22 protein-coding genes and 1 pseudogene are annotated in these 26,506 nt (G+C 38.6%); 15 read left to right on the top strand and 8 right to left on the bottom strand.

Features of this window, described 5'->3' with window-relative positions:
- Positions 1–2: 2 nt before the first annotated feature.
- Positions 3–962 (top strand): malate dehydrogenase, encoded by a 960-nt coding sequence (mdh, locus tag C7H19_RS13440; protein WP_106457392.1) that lies wholly within the window; start codon positions 3–5, stop codon positions 960–962.
- A 17-nt stretch (positions 963–979) separates the two neighbouring features.
- Here mdh and C7H19_RS13435 read toward each other — a convergent pair whose 3' ends face one another.
- Positions 980–1,231: a hypothetical protein gene (locus C7H19_RS13435; protein ID WP_106457391.1), complete on the bottom strand. Its 252-nt coding sequence runs from the start codon at positions 1,229–1,231 to the stop codon at positions 980–982.
- 136 nt (positions 1,232–1,367) lie between these two features.
- On the opposite strand from C7H19_RS13435, the gene C7H19_RS13430 reads away from it, so the two are divergent.
- From C7H19_RS13430 to C7H19_RS13405, 6 genes are all read left to right on the top strand, one after another.
- Complete coding sequence (locus tag C7H19_RS13430) at positions 1,368–2,054, top strand: TIGR04283 family arsenosugar biosynthesis glycosyltransferase (protein WP_106457390.1); 687 nt, start codon at positions 1,368–1,370, stop codon at positions 2,052–2,054.
- Between the two features lie 175 nt (positions 2,055–2,229).
- A complete protein-coding gene (locus tag C7H19_RS13425) occupies positions 2,230–4,587 on the top strand; it encodes a DUF3769 domain-containing protein (protein ID WP_106457389.1) in 2,358 nt (785 codons plus the stop codon).
- Positions 4,588–4,928: 341 nt separating this feature from the next.
- Positions 4,929–5,480 (top strand): response regulator, encoded by a 552-nt coding sequence (locus C7H19_RS13420; RefSeq protein ID WP_106457388.1) that lies wholly within the window; start codon positions 4,929–4,931, stop codon positions 5,478–5,480.
- Between the two features lie 365 nt (positions 5,481–5,845).
- Positions 5,846–6,025 (top strand): hypothetical protein, encoded by a 180-nt coding sequence (locus C7H19_RS13415; protein WP_245927503.1) that lies wholly within the window; start codon positions 5,846–5,848, stop codon positions 6,023–6,025.
- A gap of 20 nt (positions 6,026–6,045) precedes the next feature.
- The gene (locus C7H19_RS13410) at positions 6,046–7,104 is read left to right on the top strand and encodes an AI-2E family transporter (RefSeq protein ID WP_106457386.1); all 1,059 of its coding nucleotides are present in this window, start codon (positions 6,046–6,048) and stop codon (positions 7,102–7,104) included.
- Positions 7,105–7,107: 3 nt separating this feature from the next.
- The gene (locus tag C7H19_RS13405; protein WP_106457385.1) at positions 7,108–8,313 is read left to right on the top strand and encodes a homocysteine biosynthesis protein; all 1,206 of its coding nucleotides are present in this window, start codon (positions 7,108–7,110) and stop codon (positions 8,311–8,313) included.
- 4 nt (positions 8,314–8,317) lie between these two features.
- Here C7H19_RS13405 and C7H19_RS13400 read toward each other — a convergent pair whose 3' ends face one another.
- The gene (locus C7H19_RS13400) at positions 8,318–8,647 is read right to left on the bottom strand and encodes a type II toxin-antitoxin system PemK/MazF family toxin (RefSeq protein ID WP_245927501.1); all 330 of its coding nucleotides are present in this window, start codon (positions 8,645–8,647) and stop codon (positions 8,318–8,320) included.
- The gene (locus tag C7H19_RS13395; protein ID WP_106457384.1) at positions 8,628–8,819 is read right to left on the bottom strand and encodes a hypothetical protein; all 192 of its coding nucleotides are present in this window, start codon (positions 8,817–8,819) and stop codon (positions 8,628–8,630) included. Before C7H19_RS13395 ends, C7H19_RS13400 begins: the two co-directional genes overlap by 20 nt.
- A 146-nt stretch (positions 8,820–8,965) precedes the next feature.
- On the opposite strand from C7H19_RS13395, the pseudogene C7H19_RS13390 reads away from it, so the two are divergent.
- A pseudogene (locus tag C7H19_RS13390) lies at positions 8,966–9,610 on the top strand (IS607 family transposase).
- A 5-nt stretch (positions 9,611–9,615) separates the two neighbouring features.
- The gene (locus tag C7H19_RS13385; protein WP_106457383.1) at positions 9,616–10,695 is read left to right on the top strand and encodes an RNA-guided endonuclease InsQ/TnpB family protein; all 1,080 of its coding nucleotides are present in this window, start codon (positions 9,616–9,618) and stop codon (positions 10,693–10,695) included.
- A 160-nt stretch (positions 10,696–10,855) separates the two neighbouring features.
- Here C7H19_RS13385 and C7H19_RS13380 read toward each other — a convergent pair whose 3' ends face one another.
- On the bottom strand, positions 10,856–11,509 hold the full coding sequence (locus C7H19_RS13380; RefSeq protein WP_106457382.1) for a hypothetical protein: 654 nt from the start codon (positions 11,507–11,509) through the stop codon (positions 10,856–10,858).
- Between the two features lie 501 nt (positions 11,510–12,010).
- Here C7H19_RS13380 and C7H19_RS13375 point away from each other — a divergent pair.
- The gene (locus C7H19_RS13375) at positions 12,011–13,981 is read left to right on the top strand and encodes an ABC1 kinase family protein (protein ID WP_106457381.1); all 1,971 of its coding nucleotides are present in this window, start codon (positions 12,011–12,013) and stop codon (positions 13,979–13,981) included.
- Positions 13,982–14,033: 52 nt separating this feature from the next.
- Here the strand turns inward: C7H19_RS13375 and hflX are convergent, their stop codons facing one another.
- On the bottom strand, positions 14,034–15,716 hold the full coding sequence (gene hflX, locus C7H19_RS13370) for a GTPase HflX (RefSeq protein ID WP_106457380.1): 1,683 nt from the start codon (positions 15,714–15,716) through the stop codon (positions 14,034–14,036).
- A 340-nt stretch (positions 15,717–16,056) separates the two neighbouring features.
- On the opposite strand from hflX, the gene C7H19_RS13365 reads away from it, so the two are divergent.
- Entirely contained in the window at positions 16,057–18,177 is a 2,121-nt protein-coding gene (locus C7H19_RS13365; RefSeq protein WP_106457379.1) for a calcium-binding protein, read from the top strand.
- A gap of 127 nt (positions 18,178–18,304) precedes the next feature.
- On the opposite strand, the gene C7H19_RS13360 is transcribed toward C7H19_RS13365, so the two are convergent.
- The 3 genes from C7H19_RS13360 to C7H19_RS13350 form a co-directional block, all read right to left on the bottom strand.
- On the bottom strand, positions 18,305–18,658 hold the full coding sequence (locus C7H19_RS13360) for a DUF5615 family PIN-like protein (protein WP_106457378.1): 354 nt from the start codon (positions 18,656–18,658) through the stop codon (positions 18,305–18,307).
- A complete protein-coding gene (locus C7H19_RS13355; protein WP_106457377.1) occupies positions 18,655–18,906 on the bottom strand; it encodes a DUF433 domain-containing protein in 252 nt (83 codons plus the stop codon). Before C7H19_RS13355 ends, C7H19_RS13360 begins: the two co-directional genes overlap by 4 nt.
- 84 nt (positions 18,907–18,990) lie before the next feature.
- Positions 18,991–19,854 (bottom strand): branched-chain amino acid ABC transporter permease, encoded by an 864-nt coding sequence (locus tag C7H19_RS13350; protein WP_106457376.1) that lies wholly within the window; start codon positions 19,852–19,854, stop codon positions 18,991–18,993.
- Positions 19,855–19,967: 113 nt separating this feature from the next.
- Between C7H19_RS13350 and C7H19_RS13345 the strand changes: the two genes are divergently transcribed.
- From C7H19_RS13345 to C7H19_RS13330, 4 genes are all read left to right on the top strand, one after another.
- Complete coding sequence (locus C7H19_RS13345; RefSeq protein WP_106457375.1) at positions 19,968–20,474, top strand: pentapeptide repeat-containing protein; 507 nt, start codon at positions 19,968–19,970, stop codon at positions 20,472–20,474.
- A 2-nt stretch (positions 20,475–20,476) separates the two neighbouring features.
- Positions 20,477–21,607 carry a 5-(carboxyamino)imidazole ribonucleotide synthase gene (locus C7H19_RS13340; RefSeq protein WP_106457374.1) on the top strand — a complete coding sequence of 377 codons (1,131 nt, stop codon included), beginning with the start codon at positions 20,477–20,479 and terminating at the stop codon, positions 21,605–21,607.
- Between the two features lie 190 nt (positions 21,608–21,797).
- On the top strand, positions 21,798–23,252 hold the full coding sequence (locus tag C7H19_RS13335; protein WP_106457373.1) for an arylsulfatase B: 1,455 nt from the start codon (positions 21,798–21,800) through the stop codon (positions 23,250–23,252).
- 382 nt (positions 23,253–23,634) lie between these two features.
- Positions 23,635–26,169, top strand: coding sequence for a glycogen/starch/alpha-glucan phosphorylase (locus C7H19_RS13330; RefSeq protein WP_106457372.1), 2,535 nt, complete (start codon positions 23,635–23,637; stop codon positions 26,167–26,169).
- Positions 26,170–26,506: the final 337 nt, after the last annotated feature.

Genomic DNA, 26,506 nt, shown 5'->3' with positions numbered 1-26,506 from the left:
AAATGTCTAATCTGCTAATTCCTTGTCAGTCTCCCCTCGTCTCTGTCATTGGTGCGGGGAATGTGGGGAGATCTTTAGCACATCGCATCGCTCTCAAAAATTTAGCCGATGTCGTTCTTTTAGATATTGTAGAAGGATTACCCCAAGGTGTCGCCCTTGATTTGATGGAAGCTCAAAGCATAGAATCGCACGATTGTCAAATAATTGGCACGAATGATTATGCCGATACCTCTGGTTCTAATATTGTTGTCATCACCGCAGGTTTAGCGAGAAAACCAGGTATGACACGAGACGATTTGATGAATGTTAACGCTAAAATTGTCGTTGAAGCGGCACAAAAAGCCTTTATTTACTCACCTGATGCGATTTTTATCGTCATTACCAACCCCCTCGATGTGATGACGTATTTAGTTTGGCAAACGATCAAACTTCCACCAGCAAGAGTAATGGGAATGGCAGGTGTTTTAGACTCATCGCGCTTACAAACGTTTATTGCGATGGAATTGGGGGTATTAGCCGCCGATGTTCATGCTATGGTGTTAGGAGGACATGGGGATCTGATGTTACCCTTGCCGCGTTATTGTACCGTGAGTGGTGTACCGATTACCGAATTAATGGAAGAAGCGACGATTAATCGTATAGTAGAACGAACTCGTAATGGCGGCGCAGAAATTGTTAAATTACTTCAGACGGGTGGGGCGTATTATGCTCCGGCTTCCTCAGCTTGTCTTATGATTGAAGCTATTTTACGGAATCAGTCTCGTTTATTGCCCACAGCCGCCTATTTAGAGGGAGAATACGGCTTAGAAGATATTTTTTTAGGAGTACCCTGTCGTTTGGGTTGTCGGGGCGTAGAATCGATTTTAGAAGTCAATCTTACGGAATCGGAAAAAAAAGCTTTACAGATTTCGGCTCACTCAGTACGGCAAAATGTTCAAGTTGCCTTGTCCCATCTTGCCTGATTTTGTGAGAATACTATTTAATAAGCTAATGCTTCTAGAGTTTCGCGTAAATAGCTATTGACTCGCTCATCTAAATTATCTTCTTTGATTTGCTCATTCACTGCGACTGGGCGATCATCGCAGGCACTGTCTTTGCAGGGCAGTGTACCGATGACTTCTTGTTCTTCTTGCCAGCGTTTAAACCCAGAACTAGCGGCGATCGCTTGTTTTAAATTTTCCCAAAGATTTTGCTCATGTTCAAGAGCAGAAGATCGAGTTACATTAGTCATGGTTATTACCAAATCGTTGACCCTAATACTAAGATAACGCAGTCTCTTATTAAAATTCTGATACACATTACACCATAAGAGTAAAAAATCAGAAACTTTCACGAAAAATCCATAATATCAATCTTTAGTCATATTGATGAATTCCCTTAGTATTATTATTCCCGTTTTAAACGAAGCCGATCAAATCGAAACAACTCTATCTCCTCTCATCGGGAATAAAGATATTGAAATCATTGTCGTCGATGGAGGTAGCCAAGATAAAACCGTTGAAATCGTCCAAAAACTTGGTATTCAGGTCATTTTATGCCCCCAAAAAGCAAAAGGTCGCGCCTTACAAATGAATCTAGGTGCATCCGTTGCGACAGGCGAGATCTTGTTATTTCTCCATGCTGATACTCGTTTACCCGAAAAATATCCAGAAGCAATCACTCAAACATTCTGTGATCCTAACGTAATTGCTGGTGCTTTTGAATTAGCCATTGATGGGGAGGAAAAATCATTACGATGGATTGAAACAATGGTAAAAATGCGATCGCGTTTTCTCTCTCTTCCCTATGGAGATCAAGGAATTTTCCTAAAATCGTCGGTTTTTAGAGAAATGGGAGGATTTGCACCAATGCCTATTATGGAAGATTTTGAGTTGATAGGACGCTTAAAAAAAAGAGGTAAAATTTTCATCGTTTCTCAGTCTGTTGTCACATCTGGACGACGCTGGCAAAAATTAGGAGTTTGGCGAACCACGATAATCAATCAAATGATAATTATAGGTTATTATCTGGGCATTTCTCCCACTCAATTAGCCCATTGGTATCGGCGAAAATGAGTAAAGAGATCTTTGAAAATAAACAACAGGAGTGATACAGTTGATCAGGCAACGCGAAAAAGGAACAAATACTCAAAGTTTTTTCGTCTAGATAGATTGTTTCTCTTGTGTCTGACTTTGGTTTGCTCAAAGATAAGCGATCGCATATCCTGCTCTAAAACCGACGTTTGAAAAGATGACTTTATTTTGGTTGCCGCTTATCCCCGTTACTATTCCTCAACCTGTTACGGTTAATGCCCCTCAACATTATCTCATTGCTCAAGCTGTTCCCAATGACAAGAGCCAAAATCCATCATTACTTGATGTTAATCCAGCTTCAGGAGTAGTCGAATTTTATTACGATTTACCTCAAGCCATTCCTAACTTACCCAATAGTGTACCGCCACTTTCAAATGAAGGAGACGCATCACTTCTAAAACCAGACCAAAATTCTAGAGTAACTCCGCCAAATACTGTATCAAATGAAGAAAAAGCCGTTATTTTTGGCTTAAATCAGGCGACAACAGTCCAAAATAACAAAATTGCTAAGATTATTGTAACTGCCAAACAAACGGGAGAAACAAAAGAATGGGAAGTCCCCTTAGTAACTCAATCATCAAGTACAATCCGAAAAACCCTACAAAATGATCCCACAACTGATGAAGTCACCGAGATTGAATTAATTTCAGATTATCAAGAATTTGATGAACAACAGAAAGTGATCACAGCGCGGGGTAATGTGACGATGCGCTTTACGAATGGAGTTATCACCGCAGATCGTTTACAAGTTAATCTAACCGAAAAATTAGCCGTTGCTGATGGAAATGTTATTCTAACGAGGGGACAACAAGTTTTACGTGGCGATCGCTTCGAGTATTATTTAGTACAAGATAGCGGTGTGGTATTTAATGCAAATGGAGAGGTTTACCAACCATCAGCGCAAGAAGATTTTGCTACTACTTTACCTGGTGATGCGAGTGCGGGTGCTGCTTCTTTTCAGGTTTTAGGCGATCGTTTGACGGCAAATCAACCTTTACAACGTATTACCACCAATGAAGGTTATCAGTTTGTTTATGGTAGTCGTCCCAATATTATCGGTCAAAAACCTTTAAGATCTATCTCAGGGGGATCGGTTAACCGACTCCGCTATCAAGCTGATCGTTTAGAGTTTGAGGGTGGGGTGTGGAATGCAACGGATATGAGAATTACTAATGATCCGTTTTCGCCGCCAGAATTGGAAATACGCGCAAAAACAGCCAGCTTTCGCAATATTGAACCTTTAGTCGATGAATTGACCTTAAGTGATTCGCGGGTGGTTTTCGATGATAGATTTTCCGTTCCAACTTTTCAAAATCGTCAGTTGTTTGATCGTCGCAATCGTCGCCCCAATGCTTATACAATTGGTTATGATGGACGCGATCGCGGTGGTTTATTTATTCAGCGTAATTTTTCGCTTATTGATACGCCTAGAGTTAGTTTTCAGCTTAATCCTCAATATCTCATTCAAAGGGTGATATCTCCTGATTCTTTTCCTGAGTCTAATCCTAATAATGAAGATACGGGAATTTTTGCCCCGTCGTCTTTTGGTTTATTGGCAGATTTAGATATTGCGATCGCTCGTCGGACTGATTTTCAGGGTATAGCTTCTTTTTCGAGTTTAAATTTAGATAATATTGCGGATAATGTGCGCTCTAAACTGCGATTTCGTCAAAGAATTGGAGATATCAATAATCCTTATTTACTTAATGTGGAATATAACTATCGTGAAAGATTATTTAATGGTTCATTAGGATTTCAAACCGTTGAACAAAGTTACGGGGCTATTATTATTTCACCGACGTACTTTTTAGGAAATACAGGAATTACCCTGAGTTATCAAGGGTCTTTACAGAATATTAATGCAGATACCGATCGTCTGGATTTATTACCCACTAATTATACGGATCTAACGATTAATTTAACTCGTTTTCAAAGTGCTGTAACTGTGGGAAAAGGGTTTCTTCTTTGGGCGGGTTTACCCTTAGAACCGACACCGCAAGCGGGTTTAAGATTTACTTCAACGCCAGTGGTTCCTTATATACAATTGATTACAGGAGTAACCGGAGTTGCTGGATTTTATAGTAATGGTGATAGTCAATTGACATTAACGACGAGTGTGGGTTTAATTGGTCAATTTGGTCATTTTTCGCGGACCTACTTCGACTATACGGGTTTTAATATTATTTATAGTAAAGGTTTTTATAACGAGTTATCGCCTTTTTTGTTTGATCGCTTTGTTGATGATAGTGTGTTAACTTTAGGGATTACACAACAAATCGTCGGACCTTTGCGAATTGGTTTTCAAACTTCTTATAACTTAGATACAGGACAAGAAATCACAACCGATTACTTTATTGAGTGGAGTCGTCGCACTTATAGTCTTCTGATTCGTTATAATCCTGTTCTGGAACTAGGCTCGATTAACCTCAGAATTAGTGACTTTAACTGGGTGGGTAATCCTGGCTATTTTGAAGATTCGGGCATCCGTCCCGTGATTGATGGAGTGAGGAGATAAGCTTGGCTTATTGTATCAATAAATTATTTTCTGTCAAGAGCTATTTACAATCCGTAATATTTTTGTTACATTATTTATAGATAACAAAAACAACAACACAGCAGAATTTAAGCTTACAAGATTTGTTTCGGTATCTCTCCCATTGACATTGAGTTCTCCTACAACAGCACTAACCTCGAAATTGATCGGGGTTTTTTTGTATGTTACTTTTGTGTTGATAAAGGGAAAAATAAAGACAAAGACAGCCTGTATTGCTTTTTACCTCTTAGATGAGTCAATTTCCCTGCTATCTAGCGGTTAGCGATAATCCTTGTTAATTGTCTCTTAGAGCGGAGTTAATTGTGTCAACCCATAAAATTCTAGTTATTGATGATAGTAAAGTCATCAGAATGCACGTCAAAGATATGTTACCCGTTGGTAACTTCGATGTTCTTGAGGCTAAAGATGGCTTGGAAGGATATAATCTAATTCGATCAGAACAGCCTAACTTAATTATGTTAGATTTCCTCTTACCGAAAATGAGTGGATGGGAAGTATATCAAGAAATTCAAAAAGAATATCACTTTAAGTCTATTCCTCTGGTAATGATGTCTGGGCGAAAAGAAGAAGTTATCGAAAAAATTCCCGAACCGTTCGAGTATTTTGCTTTTATTGAAAAGCCCTTTGATCAAAAACAGCTTGTGGAAGCTATCAAAGAAGCGATGTCGAAAGCGAAAAAACACGCGAAATCTGAAGAAAGGGCAGCTTATAGTACACAGGGTTCTAATAATGACGACTCAAGAGAAGAAATCCAAGTTTTAAGAGCAAAAGTCGCTCAATTAGAATTAGAAATGTCTCAGATGAAGAAACAAATGTCTCAATTAGTCGCCTTCATCAAAAAGAAATTAATGTAAGCTCAATTAATAAATCTTTTTATAATGATGCGTAGGGGGTTTGGTTTCTCAAGCCTCTTTTTTACGATCCTTAAAAAGAGCAAATTCACTATAAATCATTTTTGTATAGGGTATTTATAGCCGATTTAGCATAACCCCAAATCCGATTATTAAGCGTAGGGGTTTGGTAACCAAATCCTCTTTTTTACAAGCCTTCAAGAGAGCAAATCCTCTACATCATTTTATTAAAATTATCTCTAGATTTTGATGAGTAAATCCTTATTTATACTGAGTTTGGAGACCAAACCCTTACAGACCAAACCCCTACAGACCAAACCCTTACGCTTCATTTATCATTGTGTACTATTATAAAGTAAACTAGAATAATGAATGATCGACTCAGTTTTGTCTTGAAAATCTTGATTGCATCGGCTATCCTTTCCTATTTAGTCAAGTATGGTGGTCGTTTGTTGCCACTTGAACCTAATTTAATAAATGCTTTGCTTGGAATTAGCGTTCCTCCGACTATGATGGGATTAGCTCTATGGTGGCGTGAAAAAAGCTAATTTTTTTTGATTTAAGATTTATGACAGTTCCCTCAAATGACTCTAAATCGAGTTTTGGTAGATGGATTGGATTTGCCATTATTGTAATTAGTCTGTATGTTACATGGCAAATTCGACAAATTTTACTTATTTTGTTTATGGCGATTGTTTTGGCGAATGCTCTTGATATTTTAGTCGAAACAATACGACGAAGAGGGATTAAAAGAGGAATCGCAATTTTAATCACAATTGTTGTCCTACTATTGAGTTTAGTCGGACTTTTTGGAATAATTATTCCTTCTTTTTTGGGGCAATTTCAACAATTAGTTAATTTAGTTCCTCGCGGCATTAATCAACTAACAACGAATATAAATCAATTAATTACTCGTCTTGATCCTGATTTAGTTGCAGTTTTACCCACAGTAGATCAAGTTATTGCTCAGTTACAACCGATTTTACAACAGATCGCAAGTCGTGGATTAAATATCTTTTATAGTTCTTTGGGGACTCTCCTTAGTTCTATACTATTAATTGCTCTAACGCTAATGCTATTAGCTAACCCAGTACCCTATCGCAATTGTTTGATCCGTCTTTTTCCAGCTTTTTATCGTCAAAGAGTTGATGAAATTTTAAAAATGTGTAATCAAGCTTTACGAGGATGGCTTAAAGAAATTACCTTTGATATGAGTTTAATGACCCTTTTTAGTTTAATTGGTTTATCAATTTTTGGTATTCCTTTAGCATTAACTCAGGCAATCTTAACAGGTATTTTAACTTTTATTCCTAATATCGGGATCGGATTAAGTGTGATTCCGCCACTTGCGATCGCACTTCTCGAAGAACCTTGGAAACCACCAGCAGTAATCCTTTTATATTTTTATTGTTATTTAGCTATTCAAAAATTAGATAATAATCCGAGATTTGCTAAACTTAGCACCTATCCCGCCGTACTTTTACCAGGTTTTATTTTATTAGGTCAACTTTTCTTCGGGACAATTTTTGGAATTTTAGGTTTATTTTTAGCAGTTCCTTTATTAATTGTGAGTCAAATCTGGTTAAAAGAAGTTTTAATTAAAGATGTTTTAAATAAATGGGAATAATGAATGAGAACCATTGCTGAAATTAATGAAAAAATCCTGCAAAAAAAAGCCGTTGTTTGGACAGCAGATGAACTAAAAAGCAAAGTACAAGAAATTAGTGTAACCCAAGCAGCTAAACAAGTTGATGTCATCTGTACTGGAACTTTTGAACCGATGGAATCTTCAGGGGCGTTAATCAATTTAGGGCATACCGATCCCCCGATAAAAATACGTCAATGTTGGTTAGATGGAATCCCTGCTTATGCGGGTTTTGGTGCAGTTGATATTTATTTAGGAGCGAGTGCAATGGGAGATTATAATAGTCTTCCAGAGACAACAATAGAATCAGAAAACCGTCAACTCGAACGAGGTGGGGGACATATAATCCAAGATCTAATCGCCGGAAAAACGATACAATTAAGAGCGATCGGACAAATGACGGATTGTTATCCAAGAGCTTCTTTTGAAACAATCATTACCAAAGATTCGATCAATCAATTTTATCTGTTTAATCCGCGAAATCTCTATCAAAATTTTATAGTAGGAGTCAATGGAGGCGAAAAACCTCTTTATACTTATCTTGGTCTTCTTTATCCTAGATTACTCAATGCTGTTTATTCTAATCCTGGTGCAATTTCTCCATTATTTAATGATCCAGATTTACAAATTATTGGGATTGGTACGAGAATCTTTTTAGGAGGAGGTATTGGTTATATTGCTTGGGAAGGTACACAACATTTTCCCCTACAAAAACGCTTACCTAATCGTACACCGATCGGTCCTGCTGCTACACTGGCTTTAATTGGTGATGCAAAACAAATGAATGCAACATGGGTAAGAGGCTGTTATTTCAAAAACTATGGTGCATCATTGATGTTAGGGGTGGGTGTGCCAATTCCCGTTTTAAATGAAGAAGTGATTCGTCATTGCAGTGTACAGGATGAGGAAATTGTTGCCCCAGTGGTCGATTTTTCGATTCCTAGGCGTGTTCGTCCGACCTTTGGACTGGTGACTTATGCCCAACTCAAAAGCGGTAAAATCACTATAGAAGGCAAAAGCGTTAGAACTGCACCACTCGCTAGTATTTCTTTTTCTCGACAAGTTGCAGTAGAGTTAAAACAGTGGATCGAAGCAGGGGAATTTACTTTAACTGAAGCGGTTGCATCGGTTCCGATGGAGCGAACATTTGTACCGCAAGATCGTTGGGGATCTCCTTTGATGATGGAGTAATTTTTTACAAAGAAAGCCAAAGACGTACCGAAGATTCTACCTGAAAGAGTTGTTCAGCAGAAAGAATTCCTAACTTTCTGACTAACTTGACATAAGGTATGGTGACTAGATTTTGAGCATCGAATACACCGGCTCGTAAAAAATTAGTTTTGATTGCCACCTCAAAACGTGATCCTCTGGGACTTGTGGTGTGAGCGACTAGAGTAACTAAAGCGCGATCGATGTCTAATACAGATACACTTATCACAAGACAAGGTCTAACCTTAGCCACATACCCCAGATCAACAAGCCATACCTCACCCCGTTTTACATCACTAATTATTTTCAGATTCACTTTGCTCTAGGCTCAAAAATAGTTCTTCTGCATTAAGAACCAATTCTTCATCCGTTAAGATAGGTAAATCTTTGTTAAGAGTACGTCGTAAAATTTCAACAACGACTTCTTGCTGTTCGAGTTCTGGTAATTGCTCAAAAAATTTGAGTAGTTCTTGAGTGGTACTGGTCACAGTTTTATGATCAAAATGGTCTTATTATTTAAGATACTTGATCAAGGTGGCTAATTCCAAGTTTTTTAAAGTAAAAAAGAGGTGAAGCTTGAACACAAATAGATAGACAAAGGTAGACAATGGTGGTGAAGACTATCATAATCACCATGTACAAACCTAAGCAATTTGCAGAGAAAATAGGCGTAACCGTCAAGACACTTCAAAGATGGGATAACGCAGGAAGATTAAAGGCAAAACGGACATTAACGAACCAAAGATACTACACAAAGTCCGACTTGTCGATAGCTTTAGGACTGAAGCCTAAAGATGAGGAACGGCAAATATTTATTTATTGTCGTGTCAGTGGGCATGGACAAAAACCTGAACTGGCTAATTAAGTAGAAGCAATGGAAAGTTTTTGTTTAGCCAGAGGTCTAAAAATTACCGAGACAATACGCGAGATAGGCGGTGGTCTTAATTTCAAAAGAAAGAAGTTTCTCAAGCTCATGAAGATGGTACTTATGGGTAAAGTGGAATTAATCGTAATTGCACATAAAGACCGCCTATGTCGCTTTGCTTTTGAGTTTATAGAGTTTCTAGCTAAGGAAAATGGTTGTGAAATTTTAGTTGCTAACCAAGCCTCACTTAGCCCACATCAAGAATTAGTAGAAGACCTTTTAGCTATCGTTCATTGCTTCAGTTGCCGTCTTTACGGTTCTCGCTCCTATACTCAAAATGTACAAAATCAACTGAAACAAATAGTGGACAATCCTGTACAAAACTTATTAAAATCAAAGAACATTGATTGTTAAAGAAAATGCTGTTATCTATTAAGACAAAGCTCAAATTGAATAAAAGGCAAAAAGTCTTAATGGCGAAACACGCGGGACTAGCTAGATATACCTTTAATTGGGGATTGGCAGCATGGGATGATTTGTATAAAGCAGGACTTAAACCTAATAAATATCTGCTCAAAAAGTTCTTTAACAATCATGTCAAACCTGAGTGTGTATGGATTAAAGAAAAAGGAGTTTGCCAGAAAGTAACTCAATATGCTTTTGACAATTTAGGCCATGCTTTTGACAGATATTTTCAAAAATTAGGCGAATACCCTAAGTTTAAAAAGAAATTCAAAGACGACTCGTTTACGATTGATGCTGGTGGTAAACCCCTTGCGGTGGGAGGCACATCAGTTAAGTTGCCTACAATTGGTTGGGTAAAAACTTATGAAGGATTACCGCACGTAACAACCTCTAAGTTGACGATTTCCCGCACTGCCGATGATTGGTTTATTGCTTTTGCCTCCTTACAAGAACATATCCCAGAACCTAAAAAGTATGAGGTTGTGGGCTGCGATGTCGGTGTTAAAACCTTGCTTACTTTAAGTACGGGCGTTACGATTCCTAATCCCAAACACTACCGCAAGGAATTAGCTAAACTCAAGCTTTTGTCTAAACAATTAGCGAGGAAGAAAAAAGGTAGCAAGAATCGATTTAAAGCTCGGATGAAGTTGGCTAAACATCATGCTAGAATAGCTAACTTACGAAAAGATACACTTCACAAAGTCACTAATTACTTATGCAAAAACCACGCGATGATAGTAATAGAAGACTTGAACGTAAAGGGCATGATGGCTAATCACAAGTTAGCTAGTGCTATAGCAGATTGTGGATTCCATGAATTTAAACGCCAGCTAACGTATAAATCTGAGAAATTTGGTAATCAGCTAATCAGATCAGATAGATGGTTTGCCTCAAGTAAAACCTGCTCAAATTGCGGATGTAAAAAAGAAAAGCTGACTTTATCAGACAGAATATTTGAATGTTTTGATTGCAACTTTTCCTTAGACCGTGACCTAAATGCCGCAATAAACCTATCGCGTTTGGCTAAAGCGTGAATGCCTACTGACGGATAACCGCTCCCATGCTCCGGTTGAAGTAGGAAATAAAGTAAGACTAGCTTTGTCTAGCTTTTATATAGCAGCTTAAAAATATAAACCTCTAGCTGGGTAGCTAAAGGTATTTATCAGGTATGACAAGAAAACTAATTAAATTTACTTAATAGCGAGAGCCGACTACATTGTTAGCTGTGACGACTGTGCGAGGGCGGCGAGTACCAGCAGATGCGCCAATCAAGGAAGCAACTAATCCTAGAAGTGAACCAAGAGCGAAATACCAACCGACTCTAGCTGCATTACTAGCAATATCTCTGGCTTGTTGCGCGGATACATCAGGAGCATTAATCTGATTCGGTGTAACGCCACTTTGCTGTGCTTGGTTAATAATTTCGCCTGCGTTAGAGACAGCAACCCCAAAAGCCCCAGAAACACCGCTAGAAACGAGCCATGCACTAATTGCGAGAGTAGTAGCCCAAAGGATTGCAGCGTTGAGTAATGCTGTACTTTTATTTAGAGTTCCACAGGCGCGTGCTGTAATCCAACCGCCAATAAAGAGGGAAATAAATAAACTAATAATCGCCCAAATTCCAACAGCAGAACCAACACCACCCGCATCCGAACGAGGTGCGCCAGAGTTAGCAATGCTGCTTAATCCAATTGCGGCTCCCAAACTACTTAAAATGAGTTGAGAACTTAATGCAATCACTAAACCTGCAATAATCGGGCCCCAACGTACACGATCGTGATAGTCCATTCCTTGAGGTGCAACAGGATAATCTACAACCCGTCCTTCAGGATCATTAGCGTAAACCATAATATGTTTCTCCTATACAATTTGGTTTTTGAAACCTAATATTTATTTAGCAACAGCTTTTTATTATTCACCTGCTGAATTGATAATAGTAGTAGGATTATAATTTTTACATCTATCTTTAGAAACAAGTCTTTAGAGCTAGAAATAACGACATTTTTCTTAATGTTTAAATATTGTACAAAGTTCATGGATAGCTATCACAATGCTCCGTTTTTGAAAGAGCGCTCGTCTTTCTTTTTGCCTATTCCTTTTAGTAGATAAGTGAATAATTTTCCTGAAAAACGGGTTTGATGTGGATCACCCTACTAAATCAACCGTTATCAATTGGGGAATTACGGCTCGTCGTCGATGTTCCAAGTCGATTATGCTTGAAAAAGTCATCGGTACACTGCCGTGAGACGACAGTGTCTGCGATGACCGCCTTCCGCGGTAAAAAAATAAAGGTTTTGAGCAGATCTGTTACAATAGTTTACAATAGCTTGTCTTCTGACCTAAACGATTATGTCCCAAACTCCCTTACTTCCTCCTGCTGAGACTTTTGACGATATTACAGTGGATGTGCGACCTGTTCCTGTTCTTCCTAGACATGATATAGAAGAATTAGGGCCAATGAGCCAAGTATCACCCGAAAACTGGCAATATGATCCAGAATTAATTAAATCCTACTATCGTCAACGACCTTTACAGGTTTTGGGACGTTTATTAAATCTGATTATTCCAATCAGCTTTTTTGCATTGGGGGTTTGGTGGGACAAATTTACAGGAAAAATCGACAAAAATCAGAAAAAGCGAGCTATTCAGTTTAGAGAAATGCTCACCCAGTTAGGGCCAACTTATATTAAAATTGGTCAGGCTCTTTCGACACGTCCTGATCTGGTTCCGCCGATTTATTTAGAAGAATTAACTACTTTACAAGATCAATTACCTTCATTTCCAAATGAAATTGCTTATCAATTTATTCAAGAAGAATTAGGGTTATCTCCTCAAGATATTTACGCTGAAATATCCTCAAACCCAATTGCAGCAGCATCATTAGGACAAGTTTATAAAGGTCGTTTAAAAACAGGTGAAAAAGTAGCGATTAAAGTACAGCGTCCTGATTTAGTCAAACGGATATCTTTAGATGTCTATTTAATGCGAGGTTTAGCAAGTTGGGCGCAAAATAATATTAAACGAATTCGCTCAAATTTAGTTGCAATTACCGATGAGTTAGCAAGTCGTATTTTTGAGGAAATGAACTATATTCAAGAGGGACGTAATGCCGAACGTTTTGCCGAACTCTATGGACATTTACCCGAAATTTATGTACCTAAAATCTATTGGGATTACACAGGTAGACGTGTTTTAACAATGGAGTGGATTGACGGTATTAAGTTAACTAATGTTCAAGCGATCCAAGCAAAAGGAATTGATGCAACTCATTTAGTTGAAGTTGGCGTGAATTGTTCTCTTAGACAACTTTTAGAACATGGTTTCTTTCATGCTGATCCCCATCCTGGAAATCTTTTAGCGATGGAAGATGGACGTTTAGCTTATCTCGATTTTGGCATGATGAGTCATATTCAACCATATCAAAGATATGGCTTAATTCAAGCGGTTGTACACTTAGTAAACCGCGATTTTGAAGGATTAGCTAATGACTATGTAAATTTAGAATTTTTAACTCCTGAAACAGATTTAAAACCAATTGTACCTGCATTAAGTCAGGTTTTTGGTAATGCTTTAGGAGCGAGTGTTGCTGAATTAAACTTTAAAAGCATCACTGATCAAATGTCGCAAATGATGTATGATTTTCCCTTTAGAGTACCTGCTTATTACGCCCTAATTATTCGCTCAATGGTTACTCTTGAAGGAATTGCGATCGGCATTGATCCAAACTTTAAAGTTTTAAGTAAAGCTTATCCGTATATTGCTAAACGTCTACTCACTGATCCTTCAGTTGAATTAAGAACATCATTAAAAGATCTACTATTCAAAGATGGTAGTTTCCGTTGGAATCGTTTAGAAAACCTCCTCCGAAATGCGAAAAATTCTCCAGACTATAACTTTGATAATGTACTAAATCAAGCTGTAGATTATCTGTTTTCTGAACGAGGAGAATTTATCCGAGAACGTTTAGTTACAGAAATTACAAATGCTCTTGATATTTTTGGTAGAAGAACGTTTTTTAATTTTTCTAGTACCATCAGAGAACAAGTGGGGTTAGCAGTTCAAGAAACACCACCAGAATTAAGAGATAGTTCTAAAACCTTTGATCATCTTAAGAATATTGTCGGAATTCTTCAGGAAACAAAAGGCTTTGATCCGATGCGTTTAGTTCCAATTTTAGCTAAACTTATTGTTAAACCAGAAACTCAACAAATGGGACAAAAAATAGCTGAAGGATTAATTCAAAAAACTTTAGTTAGAGTGATTCGGAGTTTAGTTTTAGAAGTCGAAACAGATAAAGCTTTACCCGCAGCAACAAAATAAACCAGTAGGGGTTTGGTCTCCAAACCCACGCTAATCAAGCATTAATTAAAGTTCATTCATGGACTAGATTAATCAACTTTTGTTTAAGATTTTCGATTCCTAACTGACGAGTTGCCGAAATAAAAACCGCATCAGGAAACTTGTCTTTAGCTTCTTCTAGGGTTTCACTTCCGACTTGATCGATTTTATTAAAAGCCATTAAAGTAGGGCCAGTTGCGATCGGCATATCTGATAAAATTTTCTGTACGGATTCAATTTGACTTAACCACGCGGGATGAGAAAGATCGACAACATGGAGTAAAGCGTCTGCTTCTGTTACTTCTTCTAAAGTTGCTCGAAACGCATCGACTAGAGACGGTGGTAATTCATGAATAAAACCCACTGTATCTGTAATTAAAATATTATGGGTTTTACCCGTCGGATGATCATTAATTGCTAAACGGCGTGTTGTAGGATCTAAAGTAGCAAAAAGTTGATCGGCGGTATAAACTTCTGCATTGGTTAACGCATTAATTAAAGTTGATTTTCCTGCATTCGTATAACCCACCAGAGACACCGAGGGTATATCTTGTTTTTGCCGTTGTTTGCGGAGTCTGGAACGATGCGCTTGTAGTTGATCGACTTCTTGCTGTAAGCGGGATAAACGACGTTGAATGACTCGTCTTTCGGTTTCTAGCTTAGTTTCACCAGGGCCTCTTGTTCCTATACCACCACCCAAACGCGACATCGCTTGACCCCGACCGCTTAGACGTGGCAACATATATTCTAATTGGGCGAGTTCTACTTGTAGTTTACCTGCTTGAGATTGGGCGCGTTGTGCAAAAATATCTAAAATGACTTCGGTTCGATCGACAACTCTAACCCCTATTTGAGATTCTAAATTTCTGATCTGTGCAGGAGAAAGATCGCGGTTAAATACGACTAAATTCGCGCCAAGTGTCTGAACGAGTAGGGCTATTTCTTCGACTTTTCCAACACCGACAACGGTCTGCGGATGCGGGTGAGGTCGTTTTTGTTGAGCAATTTCGAGAACGTCTCCCCCTGCTGTATCGACAAGACGGGCTAATTCTGCGAGATTATCTTCAAATTCTACTTCTGACATTTCATTGGTCATTAAACCAACAATTAACACGCGATCGTGATCTGCATCAACCTGTCGGGCGATAAATTCCCGTCGAAACTCTGCTTCTAAACCTTCTACTAAATCTAAAAAATCTTGTTGACTGAGAACGTCTAAACTTTGGGGGGGTGAAACGAACCAATAAGGGCTATCAATTTCGGTTTGGGGCAATAAATGGGCTAAATAGCTATCTGCAACATATCCCGTTGCACCGCCTCCCCGTCTTACCATTCCTTCACCTGTAAGGGTTATAATGACGAGTGCGTCTAGTCGTTGTAAAACCATCGCCGTTAGACTGGACTCACTGGGGGGATCTTGTTTTAGATTAGTGGCAATACAACGTATCCCGCAAAGTCTTTCTGCACCATAACGAGGCAATTCTAAGGGGGGAATTTGAGTCTGACGAGGCGTTCCCACCCCAACACGAATTACTTGCCCTCTGCGGTTAATATAAGCGCAAACGGGTTGATTAATTTCGGTGCTGATGGCTGCTAACCGTTGGGCAAACTCAGCAGTCGTCAAGCGATCGCCTGGTAGACGCTGATGATACAGTCGTTGTAGCTGCTTGATTTCGCTAGTTTTTAAGCCTTGTTGGTTGCCGTAGATGGTATCGATAGCAGTATCCTATATTATCGTTTATCTACTATTGTAGCGGGCAATTTTCTTAACTTTCTGAAAATGTTACCGAAGTTAGAGAAAGCACCGATTCACCATTGTTTTTAGGTATTTTAGCTATGATGAAATAGAAAGAATTTACTTTGGCATTTTGTAAATTTTTTTGAAAATGCTTAGGATTTTATTAAGAAAATGAATTATGATACGATTAAGAATAAATAAGATTTGACAAATTTTATTTGTTCTTATTGTTGATTGTTTCCCTAACCAGAATGTTAAGTGCAGGATTTTAGCTCCGTTCACACTGAAATATATTGTTCAAAAAAAATTAAGGTGTAAAATGAGAAGAATTGGAACAATTGGCCCAGATAATTTACTAGGGACATCAGAAGATGATATTTTAAAAGGTTTAAAAGGAAATGATGTTCTAAGAGGTTTAAAAGGAGATGACTTACTCTTTGGTGGTGATGGGAATGACACAATTTATGCAGGTGGAGGGAATGATAAGGTAATTGGTGGTGAAGGGAATGATTTTCTCTATAAGATATTGAGTGGTAAAACTACGGCTGTTAACTTTAGCTATACTAACCCTGAAGTTGGCAAGATTCAAGGAATTGAGTCAGTTTATTTATCGACTGGTTTAGGTAACGATACCATCATATCAACAGCAGCAGCCAACACTATTTACAGTAATGATGGGAATGACTGGATAATGACTGGTGCAGGAAGGGATTCTATAAATTCTGGTGCAGGTGATGATTATATCTCTTCAGGTGCAGGTGATGATCAGATTGATGCAGGTAAGGGAAATGATACAGTAATTGGAGGTGCCGGTAATGATAGCCTTTACAAGGACTTTAGTGATCAAACTACGGGGATTAACTTCAGCTATACTAACCCTGAAGTTGGCAATATTCAAGGTATAGAGGCCGTTACATTATCGACGGGTTCGGGAGACGATACCATTGTCTTAACAGCAGCAGAAGGCTATCTTTACCATAAGAACTACATTTACAGCAATGATGGTAATAACTCGATAACCACAGGTGCAGGGAATGAACAGATCATTTCAGGTGCAGGTGATGATTATATCTCTTCAGGTGCAGGTGATGATTATATCTCTTCAGGGACGGGAAATGATACAGTAATTGGAGGTGCAGGTAATGACCACCTTTACAAGGACTTTAGTGATCAAACTACAGGGATTAACTTCAGCTATACTGACCCGAACGTGGGGAATATTCAAGGTATAGAGTCATTGCATTTATCTACTGGTTCGGGAGACGATACCATTGTATCAACAGCAGCAGTAAGCTTATTTTCCGTTTATTCCAATTACATTAGCAGCAATGGGGGGAATGACTCGATAACCACAGGTGCAGGTGATGACATAATTTATGCAGGTACGGGTGATGATACTGTAATTGGGGGTGAGGGGAATGACTATCTCGGCAAGAGCTTTAGTGATCTGACTACGGCGGTAAATTTTAGCTATACTGACCCCAATAGTGGTAAGATTCAAGGCATTGAGCGCCTCTATTTATCTACGGGATCAGGGGATGATACTATTGTTTCAACAGCAGCAGTAGGCTTTTCTGATTATTCTGCCAACGAGATTTACAGCAATGGGGGGAATGACTCGATAACAACCAGTGCAGGAAATGATTATATCAATTCTGGTGCAGGAAATGACGGAATCGATGCAGGTACGGGTGATGATACTGTAATTGGGGGTGAGGGGAATGACTATCTCACAAAGGACTTTAGTAATCTGACTAGGGCGGTAAATTTTAGCTATACTGACCCCAATAGTGGTAAGATTCAAGGCATTGAGCGCCTCTATTTATCTACGGGAGCAGGGGACGATACTATTGTTTCAGCAGCAGTAGGCTTTTCTAATTATTCTGCCAACGAGATTTACAGCAACGAGGGCAATGACTCGATAACAACCAGTGCAGGTGATGATTTTATCTCTTCTGGTGCAGGGAATGACTCGATAACAACCGGTGCAGGTGATGATGATATATATTCTGGTGCAGGTAATGACTTAATAAAAACTGGTGCGGGTAATGACGGAATCATTGCGGGTGAGGGAAATGATACCCTAATTGGGGGTCTGGGAAATGATAAGCTAACTGGTAATAGTGGACAAGATCAATTTGTTTTTAATACACCAACAGAAGGGATCGATCGCATTTATGATTTTAGCTTAATTGATGATAAGATCGCAGTTTCTCGCTCTGGTTTTAGCAATGATTTGATAGCTGGTGCGGCGATTACTGTGGCTCAGTTTACCATCGATTCGGTGGCGACAACAGCAAGTCAACGTTTTATTTATAATTCTGCTTCTGGGGCGTTGTTTTTTGATGCTGATGGTGTTGGAAGTACAGCAGCTATACAGTTTGCTACTCTAGATAGTGGACTTGCTTTGACAAATGCTGATATTTTTGTCACGCCATAATTAATCTGTAGAGACGTGCTTAGGTACGTCTTTACTATCTTTGAAACAGACTCTTTTTTAAGCTTTTTTTATTAAATTTTATTAAAATAAACAAATAGCTGTGAACCGTGAAATAAAAATTTTAATTCTACTGATGTACAATAATCGCCGTTCTACTCATTTCGATATAAGAATGTTGTCTAAATAATTTTACTAAATTTAATAAGTGAAGTGAAAAAATTGATTCAAGTTCTGAGTTTTTAATATTACCTGTTGATACTAGCAAAAGTTTAGAGGGCTGCTTAATTGTTAAAAAAGAGTTAACAAAATCTGAATCTTTAGTAATGACAATTCTCTTTTGTTGACTAGAAATAGTTATAATTTCAGTATCAGTAGTAGCATTACGTTTCGGTAAATCTTTAGTATGAATCGTATCATAGCCAGAAGCTTCAAGAAAACGAGCAAGACGGACTGGAAGTTGAGCATCAACTATAAATTTCATGAAGGAATTTTATGAATACTTTTGACTTGACTGAGACGAGCCGCAAAAAGAAGCGTAGCTAAGATATCTTCTGTTTCAAGATCATCATAATCTTCTAAAATTTCTTCTGTTGTCATTCCAGAACTGAGCAATTCAAGGATCAATTCAACTGGATAACGAAGACCTCTAATACACGGTTGTCCATGACAAATATTTGGATCATAAGTAATTCGTCGTAAAAGGTCGGTATTGTATGTATTTTCTTTCATTAGTTAATTTAAAAGCTATCCTTGCTGATTATACTATTATAAATTAATCTTGAAATTTTTTCACAAAATGATGTTCTATTAAACTCACATCGTACCTTTAAATAATCCTTGGGGACGAACTAATAAAATAAAAATCATTACTAATAAAGCGACACCTAATTTATAGTCGGAACCCAACCAAGGTACACTGATTTCCTGTACAATACCAATAACTAAAGCTCCAGCGATCGCACCATAAGGATTACCAATACCCCCTAAAATAACCGACGCAAATATGGGTAAAATCAAAAACCAGCCCATATTCGGACGCACACCACCTGTAATTAAACCAAACATTGCACCAGCTAAAGCCGCTAAAATACCTGTAATAATCCACGTCCAAAAAACCACCCACTCGACATTAATTCCCGTCACTCTAGCTAAATCAATATTATCGGAAACCGCCCGCATTGCTTTACCGATCTTCGTTTTTTGTAGAAGAAAATGTAACACAACCATCGCAATTACAGCTAAAATCATCACAATAACGCGATCGTAAGCAATTTTCAGCATACCAAATTCAACGGCTGGTAAAATCGGTAAATCGTAGCGTTGATTACTGCCACCCCAAATAAATAAAATACCATTACGAATAAATAAAGCTAAACCAATCGATAAAATAATCAAAGAAGTAGAACTAGCTCGTTTATTTCTCATTGGTTTCCAGAGTAATTCTTCACACAGTAACATTGCTGCGATCGTTCCTGCTGCACCAACGAACATCGATAACCATACATTAACCCCATGTGCATTGGTTAACCAAGTTAAATAAGCGCCCAATGTCATGAAATCACCATGAGCAAAATTTGATAAACGCAGAATGCCGTAAGTTAGCGTTAACCCAATAGCAGCCAAAGCAATAATACAACCGATCGCCAAACCATTAAATACCAGTTGCGGGATATCCATTTTTAGATAAATTGAATTGAGCTAAAGATTAGTATAAATCAGGTCGGTTCCCTGTTCTGTGTCACCGCTTTCTTATACAATCGGAAATGCTGACTATCTAGAGATTGTCTCCAATGAGATTATTATTCAGACTCGCTATTATTTTTGTCATCTTTTTTCTTTCCCTTTCTCCATTATCTGCTTTAGCTGCAAGTTCATCATCTGTTACAGGTGCAATAGGATCTTACGAAAATCAAAACCTAAGTGGCAAAGATTTTTCAACCCAAAACTTGCAAATGGTACAGTTTACCAACGTCGATCTCAGTAATGCTAATTTAAGTAAAGCCGATCTACGAGGTTCTGTATTTAACGGATCATCCCTAATTGGAGTAAACTTACAGGGTGCAGATCTAACCAACGGGTTAGCTTATCTTAGTAGTTTTGAGGATGCTGATCTTAGTGATGCCGTATTTACCGAAGCTATTATGTTACGCACCATATTTAAAAATGCCAAAATTACAGGAGCCGATTTTAGCTATGCTGTATTAGATGGCGAACAAATTAAAAAACTTTGTGAAAATGCGTCGGGTGTGAATTCCAAAACAGGCGTATCGACAAGCGAATCATTAGGATGTAAATAAACATGATACAACGGGTTGGAGTCATTGGCGGAGGTCAACTTGCTTGGATGATGGCGTTTTCAGCAAAACGATTAGGCATTGATCTAATTGTACAAACCCCTCATGCTAATGATCCTGCCGTTTCTGTGGCGACTGAAGTAATTTTAGCTCCTGTAGCCGATGCCCAAGCAACTAGCGCACTTGCTCAAAAATGTGACGTGATTACATTCGAGAATGAGTTTGTAGACCTAGAAGCACTCTTTCACCTCAAAAAACAAGGTGTACGATTTGCCCCGTCTCTAGAGGCTTTAGAACCCCTTTTAGATAAATATCATCAAAGAGAATTTATCGCCTCAATTGGTTTACCTGTTCCCCGTTTTACCGCATTAGTTGAGCCAACGCAACCATTAGATTTTACTTTTCCAGTCGTTCTTAAAGCCCGTCGTCATGGTTATGATGGTCAGGGAACGTTTATTATTAATTCATTGGATGAACTGAGCAACACGTACAATCAACTTAAATCCGTTCCTTTGCTCATTGAAGAATTTATCCCTTATACACAAGAATTAGCGGTTATTGCTGCACGTAGTAATACTGGAGAGGTTGTCGTATATCCCGTCGTCGAAACCCAACAAAAAAATCAAGTTTGTCATCGAGTGATTATCCCTGCACAAGTTTCTTTATTGATACAATCTCAGATAGAAGACTTATCCCGTCATCTGCTCAATGAATTACAAGCAGTGGGTGTGTTTGGTATAGAACTATTTTTAACTTCAGATAACAAAATTTTAGTCAATGAAATTGCGCCACGCACACATAATTCTGGACACTATACCCTTGATGCTTGCAATATCTCACAATTTGAAATGCAGTTGCGCTCAGTAACCGATTTACCATTAGGCACCACTGATTTAAACTGTGATGGTGCGGTGATGGTTAATTTATTGGGTTATGAATATGCAGATCATGATTATGCCCAAAAACGTCATCAATTAGAATCTATCAAGAATGCTCATGTACATTGGTATGGTAAAACAGAATCACGCCCTGGTCGTAAATTAGGTCATGTGACTGTTTTAGCGCATGGAAATCAAGCTAATTATTCAGAATTATTAAAAATAGCCGATACGATCGAGTCTTTGTGGTACTCGTAAAATCAAAACAGAAAAAAGCTTGATTATAAAGATTTAATAAATAAACTAATGCTGCTCAAACTTAAATTTAAATATTTTAGAAAGGGCTTGTTAAATAAGTGTTTTACTTAAAAATTTGAAATTTTTTTTAATTGTTGTTGCTCAACCCGATTATAGTAGGAACATAGATGATATCAAGAACGAATAAGGCATGAAATTTCGCACGAGTTCTGTAGGACTTTTCATTGTTTTCCTTTTGACACTTTTTTTACTTTGTTTTAGATGGTTGCCATTAACTGTAGCTCAACAGCAACCCTCCCGTCCTCATATTTTATACATAATGTCGGACGATCAGGGGTGGAAAGATGTCGGATTTCACGGCTCCGATATCAAAACACCAAATCTTGATCGGCTTGCCCAGAGCGGGGCCCGACTCGAGCAATATTATGCCCATCCTATGTGTACACCATCAAGAGCCGCACTGATGACTGGCAGATATCCTTATCGTTATGGACTACAAACCTTGGTAATTCCCTCGGCAGGTAAGTACGGTCTCGCTACCGATGAGTGGCTGCTGCCTCAAGCCTTGAAAGAAGTAGGCTACAAGACTGCGATCGTCGGTAAGTGGCATCTTGGTCATGCAGATCGTAAATACTGGCCCCGACAACGAGGGTTTGATTACCAATACGGCCCGCTCCTTGGCGAGATTGACTACTTTACTCACATGGCACATGGAAAAATTGATTGGTATCGAAACAACGAGTTAGTCTCAGAAGAAGGATATGTAACCACATTGCTGGGTCAAGAAGCAGTGAAGCTGATTGGAGAGCATGATTCAAAAACCCCACTTTTCCTTTATCTGGCATTTACCGCACCCCATGCACCCTATCAAGTACCGCCAGAGTATCTCGATCAGTACAAAAATATTACCGATCCGAACCGTCGTGCCTACGCTGCTATGATTACAGCAATGGATGATCAGATTGGTCAGGTGTTGGCGGCATTAGATAAGCGTGGGATGCGTAACACCTTCATCTTCTTCCAAAGCGACAATGGTGGGCCTCGCTCTGCCAAAGTGACGGGTGAGAGCGATACTTCTGGAGGCACGATTCCTGCCGACAACGGGCCCTTCCGCGATGGAAAGGCTTCACTATATGAGGGTGGTACTCGAGTCGTTGCTCTTGCTAACTGGCGGGGACACATCCAGCCTGGTTCAGTAATCAACCAGTCGAGCCATATAGTAGATATGTACCCAACCTTAACCAGTCTTGCTGGCGTGTCGTCTGAAAAGAGTAAACCGCTCGACGGATTAAACATCTGGCCAGCCCTTAGCGGAGGAAAGACCTCTAAACGCAATGAAATTGTCTATAATGTCGAGCCTTTTCGCGCTGCTCTCCGTCAAGGTGATTGGAAACTTGTCTGGCAAGTGACACTACCGCCTCGTGTTGAACTTTTTAACTTAGCGCATGATCCTTCGGAGAAGACCAACCTCGCCGACAACAAACCAGATATCGTGTCCAAGATGAAGCAGCACATCGAGGTGCTGTCTCATGATGCCGTCTTCCCACCTCTGTTCTTAAAAGAAGCGATCGGTGCGGTAAAGAGCGGACTTCTTACATCTGTTTCTACGCCCGATGAAGCGGAAGCTATTGAAAATCAGCCATAATCGTTCAAGCTAAAAGATAGATGAAAAGAGGCTTTTAACTATCAATTCATTTATCTTTTACCGCTCACAAATTTTTAAATGTAGCTTTATTTAGTCTTTTATTCTTTTCTGTCGTCTTTCCAAAGCTTTGAGAAGTTTAGTCGGATCATTGTGTAGTTTATTAGTTTAAATTGATGAGAAGAGAGTTTAACAACTCTTAAAAACTCATGGGAATGAGCATTCAACTATTAAGTCAAATTAGATACAGAAAAATTTGTTTAATCAGTTATTAATATTGGGACAACCATTTTTTAACAGAAATGTAATTTTAATCTTTTCTTGATGGTTAAAATAAACTTCTGAGCTTAGACTATTGGCAGAATCTACATTATCTAGAATTGTTATGAATCCACCCATCACAGTACCCCTTGATGAATGTCCTATCATCATAGAAGACGATCGCACAGGGCTAAGTATTGAAACGATTAGACGTGCCTTGTTAGATAATCTGTACTATGTTCAGGGAAAAACACCCCAAACCGCCACCAAGAATGATTTTTATATGGCGTTAGCATATACAGTACGCGATCGTCTTCTCAAACGCTGGTTAAGTACCCAACTCACTTATCGCAAAACCCCCGTAAAAACCGTTAGCTATCTCTCGGCTGAGTTCCTTCTAGGTCCCCATTTAATTAATAATTTAATAAGTTTAAATCTATACGATCCATTTAAAAAAGCGATCGAAGAATCGGGATTAAATTTCCAAGAACTCGTCGATCAAGAAGAAGAACCAGGACTCGGAAACGGCGGTTTAGGGCGTTTAGCAGCGTGTTATATGGATTCTTTAGCGACTCTGGAGATTCCTGCTATTGGTTATGGAATTCGCTACGAGTTCGGGATTTTTGACCAAGAAATCAAAGACGGATGGCAAGTCGAAATTACCGATAAATGGCTACAATACGGCAATCCTTGGGAAATTGCCCGACCAGAATTCGCACAACTCGTTAAATTTGGCGGTTATACTGAATCTTATTACGATCAAGACCATATTTATCGCGTTCGTTGGGTTCCCAGATATACGGTTAATGGTATTCCTTATGACACACCGATTTTAGGATACAGAGTCAATACAGCGAATACTCTCCGGTTATGGAAAGCAGAAGCATCAGAATCTTTTAATTTTGAACGCTTCAACGTTGGTGATTATTATGGCGCAGTTCGAGATAAAGTCGCTTGTGAAACGATTTCTAAAGTTCTTTATCCCAATGACGAACAAATTCAAGGTAAAGAGTTACGTCTAGAACAGCAATTCTTCTTTGTTTCCTGTTCTTTGCAAGACATGATTCGTATTCATCTCAATAAAAATGCGAGTCTAGATAACTTCCACGAAATGTGGTCTATTCAACTTAATGATACTCATCCGGCGATCGGTGTTGCTGAATTAATGCGTCTGTTGCTCGACGAAAATAACTACGATTGGGATACAGCCTGGAATATCACTAAAAATACTTTTGCTTATACAAATCATACTCTATTACCCGAAGCCTTAGAAAAATGGCCATTGAATATCTTTGGTCGTATGTTACCCCGTCACCTCGAAATTATCTACGCTATTAATCACCGTTTTCTCGATGAAGTTCGCATACATTATCCAAATGATGTCAGTAAATTAGCTTGTTTATCAATTATCGATGAAACTGGCGAAAAATATGTCCGAATGGCGCATCTTGCTTGTGTCGGTTCATTTGCCATTAATGGAGTCGCAGCATTACACACAGAATTACTCAAATCAGACGTTTTACGCGATTTTTACGAACTTTATCCCGAAAAATTCAGCAACAAAACCAATGGTGTTACACCCCGTCGCTGGATGGTTTTAAGTAATCCTCGGATGTCTTTCACTATCTGTGAAAAAATTGGTGATAGTTGGATCAAAAATCTTGATGATCTTAGACAATTAGAGGGTTATGCTGAAGATGGCGGTTTCCGCAACTATTGGCAACAAATCAAGAAAGAAGTTAAACAAGATTTAGCCAATTACATTCAGGCAAAACTAGATATTAAAGTTGATCCTCATAGTCTTTTTGATGTTCAAGTCAAGCGCATTCATGAATACAAACGGCAACATTTGAATGTCCTCAACATCGTTACTCTATACAATCGGATCAAAAATAATCCTAATCTAGATGTTACCCCTCGTACTTTTATTTTTGGTGGAAAGGCTGCACCTGGCTACTTTATGGCGAAGTTAATCATTAAATTAATTAACTCCGTTGCTGATGTAGTCAATAATGATCCCGTAATATGCGATCGCATAAAAGTAATTTTCCTTCCAGACTATAATGTAACATTTGGTCAACGGGTCTATCCAGCCGCAGACATCTCCGAACAAATTTCGACTGCTGGTAAAGAAGCATCCGGAACGGGTAATATGAAATTCTCCCTTAATGGTGCATTAACTATTGGTACTCTCGATGGTGCAAACGTCGAAATTAGAGAATCTGTCGGCGCAGAAAATTTCTTTCTGTTTGGCTTGACAACGGAAGAGGTTTATGCTATAAGGGCAAATCGTTATACACCCAGAGATTATTACAATAGTGATGAAGAATTGAAAGCAGTTCTTGATTTAATCAGTACAGGCTTTTTCTCTCATGGTGATCCTAACTTATTCCGTCCCATAGTCGATAATTTGCTGTACAGCGATCCTTATATGTTATTAGCCGACTACCGTTCTTATGTTGATGCTCAAGATGCGGTAGGATGTGCTTATCGTGATCAAGATCATTGGGGACGAATGTCTATTCTCAATGTAGCTCGTATGGGTAAATTTTCTAGCGATCGATCCATCAAGGATTATTGTAACGATATTTGGAAAACGAAACCATTTGCGATCGATGTTCCAGAATATATGCAATCTCAAGCAATGTTGAAAGTTTAATAAATACGTGATTTTAATCGTAGGGGTTTGGTTGCCAAACCCTTCATGAAGCCCAAAATTTTAATCGTAGGGGTAGGGTATCCAAATCCTTAAGAAAAAGTAGCCTGTATAGCCAGTGAATGAATTCACTGTCTTATAGCTAAAGTCCATTAAAATGGACTCTTAAATCAGAAAGAATAGTCGGTTTTAACCGACTTAAACTATAAGACAGGGATTAAAATCCCTGGCGTACTCTAACGCTAAAGTCCATTAAAATAAACTCTTAAATCAGAAAGAATAGGGCTTAAAATCCTTGGCGTACTTGATGATTTTAAACAAAACTCAGGTTAAATACAGA

Origin of the sequence: Aphanothece hegewaldii CCALA 016 (genome assembly GCF_003007785.1) — a bacterium.
Classification (GTDB): Bacteria; Cyanobacteriota; Cyanobacteriia; order Cyanobacteriales; family Microcystaceae; genus Chroococcus; species Chroococcus hegewaldii.
This window is presented reverse-complemented; position numbering and strand designations above follow the sequence as displayed.

Excerpts from the sequence above, each read along its gene's own strand:
- C7H19_RS13365 (WP_106457379.1), top strand. The coding sequence starts at position 16,057 with ATGAGAAGAATTGGAACAATTGGCCCAGATAATTTACTAGGGACATCA.
- C7H19_RS13355 (WP_106457377.1), bottom strand. The coding sequence starts at position 18,906 with ATGAAAGAAAATACATACAATACCGACCTTTTACGACGAATTACTTAT.
- C7H19_RS13350 (WP_106457376.1), bottom strand. The coding sequence starts at position 19,854 with ATGGATATCCCGCAACTGGTATTTAATGGTTTGGCGATCGGTTGTATT.
- C7H19_RS13335 (WP_106457373.1), top strand. The coding sequence starts at position 21,798 with ATGAAATTTCGCACGAGTTCTGTAGGACTTTTCATTGTTTTCCTTTTG.
- C7H19_RS13415 (WP_245927503.1), top strand. The coding sequence starts at position 5,846 with ATGAATGATCGACTCAGTTTTGTCTTGAAAATCTTGATTGCATCGGCT.
- C7H19_RS13405 (WP_106457385.1), top strand. The coding sequence starts at position 7,108 with ATGAGAACCATTGCTGAAATTAATGAAAAAATCCTGCAAAAAAAAGCC.
- C7H19_RS13380 (WP_106457382.1), bottom strand. The coding sequence starts at position 11,509 with ATGGTTTACGCTAATGATCCTGAAGGACGGGTTGTAGATTATCCTGTT.
- C7H19_RS13345 (WP_106457375.1), top strand. The coding sequence starts at position 19,968 with ATGAGATTATTATTCAGACTCGCTATTATTTTTGTCATCTTTTTTCTT.
- C7H19_RS13385 (WP_106457383.1), top strand. The coding sequence starts at position 9,616 with ATGCTGTTATCTATTAAGACAAAGCTCAAATTGAATAAAAGGCAAAAA.
- mdh (WP_106457392.1), top strand. The coding sequence starts at position 3 with ATGTCTAATCTGCTAATTCCTTGTCAGTCTCCCCTCGTCTCTGTCATT.
- C7H19_RS13430 (WP_106457390.1), top strand. The coding sequence starts at position 1,368 with ATGAATTCCCTTAGTATTATTATTCCCGTTTTAAACGAAGCCGATCAA.
- C7H19_RS13425 (WP_106457389.1), top strand. The coding sequence starts at position 2,230 with ATGACTTTATTTTGGTTGCCGCTTATCCCCGTTACTATTCCTCAACCT.
- C7H19_RS13410 (WP_106457386.1), top strand. The coding sequence starts at position 6,046 with ATGACAGTTCCCTCAAATGACTCTAAATCGAGTTTTGGTAGATGGATT.
- C7H19_RS13330 (WP_106457372.1), top strand. The coding sequence starts at position 23,635 with ATGAATCCACCCATCACAGTACCCCTTGATGAATGTCCTATCATCATA.
- C7H19_RS13435 (WP_106457391.1), bottom strand. The coding sequence starts at position 1,231 with ATGACTAATGTAACTCGATCTTCTGCTCTTGAACATGAGCAAAATCTT.
- C7H19_RS13360 (WP_106457378.1), bottom strand. The coding sequence starts at position 18,658 with ATGAAATTTATAGTTGATGCTCAACTTCCAGTCCGTCTTGCTCGTTTT.
- C7H19_RS13340 (WP_106457374.1), top strand. The coding sequence starts at position 20,477 with ATGATACAACGGGTTGGAGTCATTGGCGGAGGTCAACTTGCTTGGATG.
- C7H19_RS13375 (WP_106457381.1), top strand. The coding sequence starts at position 12,011 with ATGTCCCAAACTCCCTTACTTCCTCCTGCTGAGACTTTTGACGATATT.